This is a genomic window from Rhizobium mongolense USDA 1844, assembly GCF_000419765.1.
In the GTDB taxonomy this organism is placed as follows: Bacteria; Pseudomonadota; Alphaproteobacteria; order Rhizobiales; family Rhizobiaceae; genus Rhizobium; species Rhizobium mongolense.
The window spans coordinates 43599-55312 of the sequence record NZ_ATTQ01000016.1 but is presented as its reverse complement, the minus strand read 5'-3'; the positions used below and the strand labels follow the sequence as shown (position 1 = coordinate 55312).

Sequence of the window (11714 nt, the reverse complement as noted above, 5' to 3'; positions counted from 1 at the left end):
TCGTTGCAGCCAAAAGGCGAAACTTTTTGGCTGCAACCGCGTTTGCAGATCGAAACAGGAGAAACATCATGGCGGCTACGCCGGAAAACGCCATCGGCGCTGAGCGCTTGCCTCAATCAGCAGTGCGACCGGCGCGCGATACGAGGCTTGATGTTCTGCGTGGCCTTGCTCTCATCACGATTTTCATCAATCACGTTCCCGGCCAGATATTCGAGTATGTGACGACGAAGAATTTCGGCTTCTCCGACGCTGCGGAAGCCTTCGTGCTGATCTCGGGCATTGCGGTCGGATTGGCCTATGGCGCCGGCTTCAAGGTCGGCAGGCGAGTGGACATGGCGAGGAAGGCGATCAAGCGCGCTTTCACGCTCTATCTCGCCCATATGATCACGACCTTCATAACGCTCGCGCTGTTCATTTGCGGCGCCTGGTTGTTCCACCGGCCGGGATTGCTGGTCGAAATCAATATCCTCGCCGTCTTGATGAACTTGACGGAGGGAATACCCGCACTGCTTCTGCTTGGCCACCAGATCGGCTACAACAACATATTGCCGATGTACGGCGCGCTGATGCTCATGGTACCGGTCATCTTGCTTCTTTACTCGGCCCATCCGCTTCTGGCGCTTGGTGTTTCGGGTGCTGTGTGGCTCATCGCGGGCATCTATCAGATCGCGCCGCACAACATGCTCATCGCCGACTACTGGTTCCTCAATCCGCTCTCGTGGCAGTTCTTGTTCACGATCGGCGCGGTCGGCATCATGCATGTCAAGCGTGGCGGCAAGCTGCCGGAGCACCCGATTTTGTTCGTGCTGGCTTCCGGCTACGTAGCGCTGTCCTTTGCTTGGGTTGTAGGTCACCTTTGGGACCTCGGCAATGTACTGGCAGCGTTTGGCTTGCCGCCTGTCCTTACCGGTTTCGACAAGACTTTCCTGTCACTGCCGCGGCTGCTGCACGTGTTGGCGCTCAGCTACCTCGTTATCAATATTCCCGTGTTGTCTCGTATCTTGCGCCGTCCGTCGGATCATCCGCTGACGATCATTGGCCGTCACTCGCTCAATATCTTCGTGGCAGGGACAATCCTTGCGATGGCGGGCCAGGTGCTGCTCTACATTACCAATCACGACCAGATGATCGGTGCGCTCTTTGTGGTCGCAGGCATCTCGGGTCAGTTCGCTTACGCCTACCACCTCGAGCGCAAACGCATCGACGGTACCGCGAAGGCCAGGTCGATGGGGCGTGGTGCTTCCGTTCCCGTCGCCGTCCGCGTCGGTGATGGCCGAAAGCTCTATAGCGACAAATAGCTCTCTCTTTTTGATTGATCGGTCTGGGCCTGCAGTTCGGGCACCGGCCGACAATTGATGATGGCAAGCTTGCCCTTCTGCACCTCGCCCAGATGCAATTGCCCGAAGGAGAAATTCATGGTCGACGAAAAGCAACTGATTGCCAAAATCACGTGGCGGCTCATGCCGTTCCTAGGCATTCTTTATCTCATCGCCTATATCGATCGCCAAAATGTCAGCTTCGCCAAGCTGGAAATGGTCGGCGCGCTTGGCATGAGCGAATATGCCTACGGCCTCGGCGCCTCGCTCTTCTTCATCGGTTATTTCCTGTTTGAAGTCCCCAGCAATCTGCTGCTTGAGCGGTACGGCGCCAGCAAATGGTTTGCGCGTATTTTGCTCTCGTGGGGCGCAGTTACGATCGCCTTGGCCTACACGCAGAATGCGACGATGTTCTACATTCTCCGCTTTCTTCTTGGCGCCTGCGAGGCCGGGTTCTTTCCAGGCGTCCTTTATCTGCTGACACTTTGGTATCCGTCCGCCTATCGCGGCACGATGGTCGGGCTGTTCATGATCTTCAGCGCTCTTGCCAATGCCGTCGGCGCGCCGCTGGGCGGCATGCTGCTCGATCTCGACGGGCTTTATGGCATAGCCGGCTGGCAATGGGTGTTCATCGCGACGGGTATTCCCGCCGTCATAGCAGGCGTGGTCACGTTGTTTTACCTCTCGGATCGCCCAGAGAATGCGAACTTCCTGAGCGATGCGGAGAAGAGCTGGCTCAAACGCAGGATTGAGGCGGAAAATGCAGACATGGACAAGAACGCGGAGAATGGGTTCAAGGCGCTCATCAATCCGAAGGTACTTCTCATGGCATTGTGCTACGTCGGCTTTCCTCTTGCAGCCTATGGTCTCAGCTATTGGCTCCCGACCATTGTCAAGGAATTCGGCGTCAGCAACACGGCCAACGGCTTTTTGAACATCATACCCTGGGTCCTCGTGGCGGTGGCGCTTTACATCGTCCCGTCGATGGCAGACAGGGCAGCTTCGAAGACGCCTTATATCGTCATTCCGGCACTGCTGGGCGCCATATGCCTTGTCCTTTCTGCTGTTATTCCGGACCATGGCGTCCAGTTCGCATTTCTCTGCATCGCTGCTGCGGGCATCTTCGCCGGCCAGCCGGTTTTCTGGAGCCTGCCGTCACGCTTTCTAAGAGGCGCTGGTGCGGCGGCCGGGCTCGCCGCAATCAACTCCGTCGGCAATCTCGGCGGCTTTGTCGCCCAGAACGTCGTGCCCTGGATCAAGGACAGTACCGGAAGCACGATTGCGCCGATGTTCTTTCTTGCCGCGTGCCTGGCTGCCGCCGCGCTGCTGGTGCTCGTGGTCGGACGCGTGATGTCGCGTACACAGATTCCCGCCGAAGAGAGCGGAACTGTGCAACAGCGCGCGCAATCCTAACAATGCCAAGCGCCAAAGTCCCAGCAGAAGTATCGGCTGCTGAGGCTTTGGCTTTAGGTCCATTCAGTCGGTCAGCAACGGCATTATTCCGCGAGAGAAGGTAAACGTTAACCAACACAAGCCTAACAGTCTGATGGAAACATGGATTGATTCGATGGCATCTTCTTTCGACACCCCTCTCGCCGCGCTGACCGCAAGCGAAATCGTGATATTTCCAAGCATCCCCCGGCCCGGCGATATCGAGCGCTGCGCCGCGACGCTTGATGATCTGCACGGAGAACCGGCGGTCGCGTTCTGGAAAGCCGAGTGCCGTTTGCTGGCGGACGAGCTTTCGCGATGTGGCTTGCGCGAGGAGAAGATCCGGGAGCGCGTCTTGTCCTTCCAGGCGGCGGTTCAGGCCGCTCTGGTAGAGCGACATCAGTTGCGCGCTTTATCCGAAAGTCGCGCGAGGCAAGGCAGAAGGCGCCGTCGCCTCTGACGCGATAAAACTGCCCGCTGCCACAGCTGTCACGGCATCAAGGCCTTGAGACCCCTCTGAGGTACTGTGCGTATCGATTTACAGTTCGTCAGCCGTCACTGAACACCCGAAAGCCATAGCGTTATCTGAGCATCGAATTCCACTTTGCGGCGGCTGAAGAAAGGGTGCTAGCGTACATTCCGGCAAAGATCTCACCTGCAGCGCGTACCGAGTTTCTAACCACGATAAAAAAGGCCGGTAGGTTTCCCCTCCGGCCTTTCATTTTCGCTTTCGAACCTGGTTAAGCAGCTTCGGTCGTATGGGCCTTGCGGACTTCCTCGTCCGTCAGGATACCGCTGGCGCGAAGCAGCGCTGCAAAGCGGCCGTTGCTATGGCTGAGTTCATCGAAACTACCCTGTTCGACGATCCGGCCGCTGTCGAGGAAGAGCACCTTGTCTGCTTCACGAACCGTCGAGAGGCGGTGCGCGATGATAAAGGTGGTGCGGTTCTGGCGAAGGTTGTCGATTGCAGCCTTCACGCGGTTCTCGGTCTCTACGTCCAGCGCGCTGGTCGCCTCATCGAGAACCAGGATCGGCGCATCCTTGAGGATGGCGCGGGCGATCGCCACACGCTGGCGCTCCCCGCCCGAGAGCCTGTTGCCCCGCTCGCCGACATGCGTGTCATACTGTTCCTCGCGCGTCTCGATGAAGTCCGCCGCGGCTGCCGCTTCGGCAGCACGGCGCATGTCTTCCTCGCTGGCGCCTTCGCGGCCAAGGCGGATATTGTCGCTGATCGAACGGTTCAGCAGACCCGCATCCTGGAACACGGTGGCGATATAACGGCGCAGCGACCTGCGGGTGACCTTGGTGATGTCGTGGCTATCCACCAGGATCTTGCCGCTGTCTGGATCGTAGACGCGCTGCAGCAGATTGACGAGCGTCGTCTTACCCGCACCTGTCGGGCCTACGATCGCGACTGTCTGGCCAGCCTTCACCGAGAAGGAGACATTGTGCAGGCCCTGCGACGAGTTGCCGAAGCCGAAGGAGACGTCGCGGAATTCGACTTCGCCCTTGACGTCCTTGATGTCGGCATTGCCCGCCGGTTCTTCGCGCTCGCGAACGGAGTCTTCGAGCGTATAGAAGTCTTCAAGCTTCGCGCGGGCTTCGAAAATCTGCGTAGCGAACTGGCGCATCTGGTCGAGGCGCGAGATCAAAAGGTTTGCAAAGCCGATGAAGGCGATGACGTCACCGATCCGCAGTTCGCCGGCCTGCACCAGAAGCGTGCCGATCACAAGGATGATCATCATGGCGATGGTCGACGCCATTCGGTTCAGAGCACCGGCAAGGGCCCACCAGTCGAGGACCGGGTACTGAGCCTGCAGCAGGCGGTCGGCAAAGCCCTTGAGCGCCTTGGTTTCAGCTTCGATGCGGTTGTAGCTGTGCAGCACCGAAACGTTGCTGATCGAGTCGCTCACATGCGAGAAAACGGTGTGATAGTGGTTCTCGACAGACGCCTGTCCGTCCTTCGTGCGGCTCATGACCAGACGGCCGATCAGCCAGTAGGCAAGACCAAGCACGACCAGCACGCCGGACAATCTCAGGTCCATGGCCATGGCGGTCGGCACCAGGAGCGCAATGGCCACGGCAGTCGAGAGGTGATTACGCATGAATTCGAGCCAGAGGCCGAAGAGCGTTTCGCAAGCGCGCAGCAGCGTATGCAACGCGTTCGACGTCCCGCGCTGGTGATGCCAGGAGAGCGGCATCGAGATGATGCGGCCAAATGCTTCCGTCAGCAAAGTCGCGCGCCGGCCATGGGCCAGCCTGTCCGCCTCGCGGGCGACGAGAACGAAGGCGATCGTATTGAAGACGGCAAATCCGGCCCACATGAACAGAATGGGCTTGACCTCGCCATTGCCTGAAATGGCGTCGATGATGCGACCGAACAGAACAGGCTCCGCAATCGTGATCGCAGCCAGAACAATGTTCGCAACGACCACCAGGGATACGCGGAGCTTGTAGGCGCCAAGGTAGCGCAAAGCTCTTGCATAGACCTTGAATAATGACACGGCGGTACCTCTTGTGTGCATCTGCAAAAAACGGGATGGCGCGATGCTATGAAAAAACACCTGAACCGACGATTAACGGCGCATTCAGGTGAGGTGTTTCTGCAGGATTCGACAGAATAATCGCAGCGCAAAGCTGCTCAACCGATCGGGAGTGCAACAATTTCCACTTGTATTTAAACCAAGCTTTAGCAATCCATAAACCTTATATGAAGCCAGCTTGTTAATCGAAGACCGTCGTTGCCACGTTCAGGTGGTCCGACCGACGGACTTCACCGATCGCCCATTGCCGGGCAAGGGGCTTTTTTGTGAATATCCATTCTTTAGTTCAATTGCTCGTCGTCATTGAGGAATGCACGAAGCCCGAAAACGTGGTTGAGGAACTCCGGCGAGCCGTTCATTCCTATGGCTTCGAATATTATGGATTGCTGCGTCACCTGAAGCAGAACCAAGATCCCTGGGGTCTCGTACTTGCCGGGCATTGGCCCGAGAAGTGGCCGCAAACATATGTTGCAAAAAAATACGTCCTCATAGATCCAACAGTGCGGTATCTGGCGCTGGCGCAAAGGCCATTTCGATGGAAGGAAAGCCTTGCCGCCTACCGTCGCGATCCGCATCAGCGGCGAATGGAACAGATGATGGCGGATGCCCATGCCCACGGCCTCCGCGACGGTTACATCTTCCCCATTCACGGCAAGAGCGGCGTGCTCGGAAACTTGAGCATCGGCGGTGGGCCCGTCGAATTGTCGCCGGTCGAGATGTCATTGTTCGAAACGGTTGCGCGCAAAGCGTTCTGGCGGCTGCTTGATCTCAAGGGCGAAGCGAAGGCACTCGAAAGCGCTTCATTGCTCAATATCCCGCTGACGCGCCGCGAGCTCGAAATCCTGCACTATTTGGCCGACGGCCTGACCTCGATGGAGATCAGCAAGGTGCTCAGCATCTCGAACCACACGGTCGATTGGTATATGAATGGGTTGCAGGACAAGCTGAAGGCCAAGAACCGCCAGCAGGCGGTGGCGCTGGCTTTCCGGCACGGGCTCGTTACCTAATTTGGCGCGCGACCTCTCGCATTTGGGAAATTCTATTTCGCAAGGGAAATTGAACTTTCTGTAACGGCGCGTTAAGAATTTTCTTCGCGGGTGCAGCATTGCCCGTTTCGATGCCGTGAGGAGAGCGCATTGCCCATATCCAAGATACTCGTTGCCAATCGTTCCGAAATTGCCATCCGCGTGTTCCGCGCGGCCAATGAGCTGGGGATAAAAACGGTCGCGATATGGGCGGAAGAGGACAAACTGGCGCTGCACCGCTTCAAGGCGGACGAAAGCTATCAGGTCGGCCGCGGGCCGCATCTTGACCGCGATCTCGGGCCGATCGAAAGCTACCTTTCGATCGATGAGGTGATCCGCGTTGCCAAGCTATCCGGCGCCGATGCCATCCATCCAGGTTATGGCCTGCTGTCGGAGAGCCCTGAATTCGTGGATGCCTGCAACAAGGCGGGCATCACCTTTATCGGCCCGAAGGCCGATACGATGCGCCAGCTTGGCAACAAGGTCGCCGCGCGCAATCTGGCGATCTCGGTCGGCGTGCCAGTGGTTCCGGCAACCGATCCGCTCCCGGACGACATGAAGGAAGTCGCCCGCATGGCCGAGGAGATCGGCTATCCGGTCATGCTGAAAGCTTCCTGGGGCGGCGGCGGGCGCGGCATGCGCGCCATTCGCGACCCGAAGGATCTTGCCCGTGAGGTGACTGAAGCCAAGCGCGAGGCGATGGCCGCCTTCGGCAAGGATGAAGTCTATCTCGAAAAGCTCGTCGAGCGCGCCCGCCACGTGGAAAGCCAGGTGCTTGGCGATACGCACGGCAATGTCGTGCACCTCTTCGAGCGCGACTGCTCGATCCAGCGCCGCAACCAGAAGGTCGTCGAGCGTGCGCCGGCACCGTATCTTTCGGAAGCGCAGCGCCAGGAGCTCGCCGCCTATTCGCTGAAGATCGCCAAGGCGACGAACTATATCGGCGCCGGCACCGTCGAATATCTGATGGATTCCGATACCGGAAAATTCTACTTCATCGAAGTCAATCCGCGCATCCAGGTCGAGCACACGGTCACCGAAGTCGTGACCGGCATCGATATCGTCAAGGCACAGATCCATATCCTCGATGGCTACGCGATCGGTACACCGGAATCGGGCGTTCCCAAGCAGCAGGATATCAAGCTCAATGGCCACGCGCTGCAGTGCCGTATCACGACGGAAGATCCGGAACATAACTTCATCCCGGACTACGGCCGCATCACTGCCTATCGCTCGGCCTCGGGTTTCGGCATCCGTCTTGATGGCGGCACGTCCTATTCGGGAGCGATCATTACCCGCTATTACGATCCGCTGCTCGTCAAGGTGACGGCCTGGGCGCCGAATCCGCTCGAGGCGATCTCTCGCATGGACCGGGCGCTGCGTGAATTCCGCATTCGCGGCGTGGCAACCAACCTCACCTTCCTTGAAGCGATCATTGGACACCCGAAGTTCAAGGACAACAGCTATACAACCCGGTTTATCGACTCGACGCCGGAGCTTTTCCAGCAGGTCAAGCGTCAGGACCGCGCGACGAAGCTTTTGACCTATCTTGCCGACGTGACCGTCAATGGCCATCCCGAAGCCAAGGACAGGCCGCGGCCGTTGGAAAACGCTGCAGAACCGGTCGTTCCCTATGCCAACGGCAGCAAGGTTAAGGACGGCACCAAGCAGCGTCTCGACAAGCTCGGCCCGAAGAAGTTCGGCGAGTGGATGCGAGGCGAAAAGCGCGTGCTGATAACCGATACGACGATGCGCGATGGCCATCAGTCGCTGCTCGCGACGCGCATGCGCACCTACGACATCGTCCGCGTCGCCGGGACCTATGCCCATGCGCTACCGAATCTGCTGTCGCTCGAATGCTGGGGTGGTGCGACTTTCGACGTTTCCATGCGCTTCCTGACGGAAGATCCATGGGAGCGTCTGGCGCTGATCCGCGAAGGCGCACCGAACCTGCTCCTGCAGATGCTGCTGCGCGGCGCCAACGGCGTCGGATACAAGAACTATCCGGACAATGTCGTCAAATATTTCGTCCGGCAGGCCGCAAAGGGCGGCATCGACCTCTTCCGCGTCTTCGACTGCCTGAACTGGGTCGAAAACATGCGCGTGTCGATGGATGCTGTCGCTGAAGAGAACAAGCTCTGCGAAGCGGCGATCTGCTATACCGGCGATATCCTGAACTCGGCGCGCCCGAAATATGATCTGAAATACTACACCGACCTTGCCGCTCAGCTCGAAAAGGCCGGAGCTCACATCATTGCACTGAAGGATATGGCCGGCCTGCTGAAGCCTGCTGCTGCAAAGGTGCTGTTCAAGGCGCTGCGCGACGCGACAAGCCTGCCGATCCATTTCCATACGCACGATACCTCCGGCATTGCCGCGGCGACCGTGCTTGCAGCCGTCGATGCCGGCGTCGACGCGGTCGATGCCGCCATGGATGCGCTTTCCGGCAACACCTCGCAGCCCTGTCTCGGTTCGATCGTCGAAGCGCTCTCCGGTTCCGAGCGCGATCCGGGGCTCGATCCGGAATGGATCCGCCGCATCTCCTTCTACTGGGAAGCGGTGCGCAACCAGTACGCAGCCTTCGAAAGCGATCTCAAGGGGCCGGCATCGGAGGTCTATCTGCATGAAATGCCGGGCGGCCAGTTCACCAATCTCAAGGAGCAGGCCCGTTCGCTTGGGCTGGAGACGAAGTGGCACAAGGTGGCGCAGGCCTATGCCGACGCCAACCAGATGTTCGGCGACATCGTCAAGGTGACGCCGTCTTCCAAGGTGGTCGGCGATATGGCGCTGATGATGGTTTCCCAGGACCTCACGGTTGCCGATGTCGTCAGTCCGGAGAAGGAGGTGTCGTTCCCGGAATCGGTCGTCTCGATGCTGAAGGGCGATCTCGGCCAGCCGCCGTCGGGCTGGCCGGAAGCGCTGCAGAAGAAGGCGCTGAAGGGTGATAAGCCCTATACCGTTCGTCCGGGCTCTCTGCTCGAAGAGGCGGATCTCGATGCCGAGCGCCGGGCGATCGAGACCAAACTCGAACGCACGGTGAATGATTTCGAATTTGCCTCCTACCTCATGTATCCCAAGGTCTTCACCGACTTTGCGTTTGCCTCCGATACCTATGGCCCGGTCTCCGTCCTGCCGACGCCCGCCTATTTCTACGGTTTGGCGGACGGCGAGGAACTCTTTGCCGATATCGAAAAGGGCAAGACGCTGGTCATCGTCAATCAGGCGATGAGCGGCACGGACAGCCAGGGTATGGTGACGGTCTTCTTCGAGCTCAACGGCCAGCCGCGCCGCATCAAGGTGCCGGATCGTGCGCATGGCGCTTCCGGTGCCGCTGCCCGCCGGAAGGCCGAGCCTGGAAACGCCGCCCATGTCGGCGCGCCGATGCCGGGCGTAATTTCTCGCGTCTTTGTTTCGCCGGGCCAGGCAGTCAGCGCCGGCGACGTGCTTGTCTCGATCGAGGCCATGAAGATGGAGACGGCCATCCACGCGGAGAAAGACGGCACGATCGCCGAAGTGCTCGTCAAGGCCGGCGACCAGATCGACGCCAAGGACCTGCTGGTTAGCTATGCCGGCTAACCGGAAGCCGAAAGGCTAGGGTGGCCCCCGGGCCGCCCTAGCGTGTAATGGACAGGAAAGGTCGAAAATGAACAACCTCAAGATTGCAGTTATCGTTGGAAGCACGCGCATCGGCCGCTTTGCGGATCGTCCGGCGAAGTGGATTGCCGAGATTGCCGCGCAGCGGCCGGATTTTGAGGTCGAGGTGCTCGATCTCCTCGACTACCCCATGGCTTTCTTCGGTGAAGCACGTGCGCTGGAAGCTGAGAGCGAGACGGCGGAGCGCTGGAAGAAGAAGCTGCGCGAGTTTGACGCATTTATCTTCACCGTTGCCGAATACAATCACGGCCCGACGGCCGTGCTCAAGAATGCGATCGACCTCGGCGAATTCATCCACAAACCAGTTGCCTTCGTTGGGTATGGCGGTGTCGGCGCTGCGCGTGCCGTCGAACAGCTTCGCATGATCTTCGTAGAAATGGGCGCGGCTTCGGTGAAAACGGGCGTCCATATTTCTCTGCCCGAATATATCGGCGTTGCCAGGGAAGGTAAAAACCTCAACGACTACCAGCACCTTATCGATGCCGCCGGCAAGCAGCTCGATCAGCTGGCCTGGTGGGGCAATGCGCTGAAAGCTGCGCGATCGAAGTAAACGAGAGCTCCGGCGCAGGGCCGAGTGGTGAAAATCTGACGCTTGAAACCGGTGCCGAAAAACCACTCAAGCGGACAAGCGTTTGAGCTGTCGGAGCTGGATTGCGCACGAAGTCCTATCTTTTCAACCCGGAAATGCGTCCCAAACCGGCAGCGCTTGTCTGGAGCTACGCGCGCCGGGCGGTATAGATTGCAGTTGTCATGTTGCGATCTACGCGGCCCGCAAACTGCCCTGTAACAATTTCGGCCAAGGAATTGAGCAGATTGGCCCGTTCTGTAGGCGGAAACATTAGAGTACGTGGCATAGAGGCTGCGCACGCCGGACGCATCAAGCCTCAATGTCCAGCGGATAAATTCAGGAGGATCGGGTACGAAGCCAGCATCCGTCATCTCCCGAATTCGTGCATCCGCATCAAGCGCGTAAGGAGGACTGTCGCGCCCACCCGCTGACAGGCTGGCACGATGGCCAACGAACAAATGCGCGGTGGCATCATGAAAGGGATCGGGCCGACTTTCATCGCCAAAGACGTTCCACCAAAGGGCGACGGCGCCGCAAGGTCGCAGCAATCCATGAATTCGTTTCAGAGCAGGCGCAGCGTCCAGCCAGTGAAAAGCCGTCGCACTTGTAACCAGGTCGAACGAGGCAGGCTCCAGATTTGCGTCTTCAAATGCAGCGCGAGCACCTGCAAGCAGTCAACCGCAATCGAGGTTCGCAGGAAGTCTGCCAGCCTCATGTCAGGCTCAACTGCTGCCAGCCGCCGCGGCTTGTGCGCCAGCAATTCTGCCGTTGCAAGCCCAGTACCAGCGCCGATCTCCAGAATATCAACGCCGGGTCCAAGGTCAGAACGCTCGCGCAGCAGCTCCCACGTTTCTTCAGGATAGCGCGGGCGGGCAGCATGATAGTTGGAGGGATCGGCCCCGAAAGCCACACGGCCAAACACACGATCCACTGTTGGAACTGCCATCGCGTCCTCCCAACGGCACAGACCACTCTCAGACCTTGTTTTTGTAGCCGGAAGCGCTCGCCTGCGACACCGCTCATCGGCGGATCGTCGTCATTGCCAGGAAGCCTGCAGAAGGGGCGGATCTCACAGATCGGCTCCGGCCCAAGCCTTCTCAAGCCCTGCGAGACCCACGGCAGAAAGACCTCAGCGTTGGGCGGAAAAGCGCAACTTCTCCCAGTCATGCCTGCCGAG

Annotated in this window: 7 protein-coding genes and 1 pseudogene; 6 read left to right on the top strand and 2 right to left on the bottom strand. The window is 59.0% G+C overall.

Annotation, left to right across the window (positions count from 1 at the left end; genetic code table 11):
- Positions 1 to 68 precede the first annotated feature (68 nt).
- From A3C3_RS0126010 to A3C3_RS0125995, 3 genes are all read left to right on the top strand, one after another.
- Positions 69 to 1298: an OpgC family protein gene (locus A3C3_RS0126010; RefSeq protein ID WP_022717504.1), complete on the top strand. Its 1230-nt coding sequence runs from the start codon at positions 69 to 71 to the stop codon at positions 1296 to 1298.
- Between the two features lie 117 nt (positions 1299 to 1415).
- Complete coding sequence (locus A3C3_RS0126000; RefSeq protein WP_022717502.1) at positions 1416 to 2729, top strand: MFS transporter; 1314 nt, start codon at positions 1416 to 1418, stop codon at positions 2727 to 2729.
- Positions 2730 to 2883: 154 nt separating this feature from the next.
- Complete coding sequence (locus A3C3_RS0125995) at positions 2884 to 3207, top strand: DUF6074 family protein (RefSeq protein ID WP_022717501.1); 324 nt, start codon at positions 2884 to 2886, stop codon at positions 3205 to 3207.
- A 280-nt stretch (positions 3208 to 3487) separates the two neighbouring features.
- On the opposite strand, the gene A3C3_RS0125990 is transcribed toward A3C3_RS0125995, so the two are convergent.
- A complete protein-coding gene (locus tag A3C3_RS0125990; RefSeq protein WP_022717500.1) occupies positions 3488 to 5251 on the bottom strand; it encodes a glucan ABC transporter ATP-binding protein/ permease in 1764 nt (587 codons plus the stop codon).
- Between the two features lie 305 nt (positions 5252 to 5556).
- Here A3C3_RS0125990 and A3C3_RS0125985 point away from each other — a divergent pair, with 305 nt between their 5' ends.
- From A3C3_RS0125985 to A3C3_RS0125975, 3 genes are all read left to right on the top strand, one after another.
- Positions 5557 to 6297, top strand: coding sequence for a helix-turn-helix transcriptional regulator (locus A3C3_RS0125985; RefSeq protein WP_022717499.1), 741 nt, complete (start codon positions 5557 to 5559; stop codon positions 6295 to 6297).
- A gap of 129 nt (positions 6298 to 6426) precedes the next feature.
- The gene (pyc, locus tag A3C3_RS0125980) at positions 6427 to 9891 is read left to right on the top strand and encodes a pyruvate carboxylase (protein ID WP_022717498.1); all 3465 of its coding nucleotides are present in this window, start codon (positions 6427 to 6429) and stop codon (positions 9889 to 9891) included.
- Between the two features lie 67 nt (positions 9892 to 9958).
- Positions 9959 to 10519, top strand: coding sequence for an NADPH-dependent FMN reductase (locus tag A3C3_RS0125975; RefSeq protein ID WP_022717497.1), 561 nt, complete (start codon positions 9959 to 9961; stop codon positions 10517 to 10519).
- A 166-nt stretch (positions 10520 to 10685) separates the two neighbouring features.
- On the opposite strand, the pseudogene A3C3_RS41750 reads toward A3C3_RS0125975, so the two are convergent.
- Positions 10686 to 11483 (bottom strand): annotated as a pseudogene (locus A3C3_RS41750) (class I SAM-dependent methyltransferase).
- Positions 11484 to 11714: the final 231 nt, after the last annotated feature.

Bases quoted from the DNA above. Each gene is read 5' to 3' on its own strand.
- A3C3_RS0125995 (WP_022717501.1), top strand. From the start codon at position 2,884: ATGGCATCTTCTTTCGACACCCCTCTCGCCGCGCTGACCGCAAGCGAA.
- A3C3_RS0125975 (WP_022717497.1), top strand. From the start codon at position 9,959: ATGAACAACCTCAAGATTGCAGTTATCGTTGGAAGCACGCGCATCGGC.
- A3C3_RS0126000 (WP_022717502.1), top strand. From the start codon at position 1,416: ATGGTCGACGAAAAGCAACTGATTGCCAAAATCACGTGGCGGCTCATG.
- A3C3_RS0126010 (WP_022717504.1), top strand. From the start codon at position 69: ATGGCGGCTACGCCGGAAAACGCCATCGGCGCTGAGCGCTTGCCTCAA.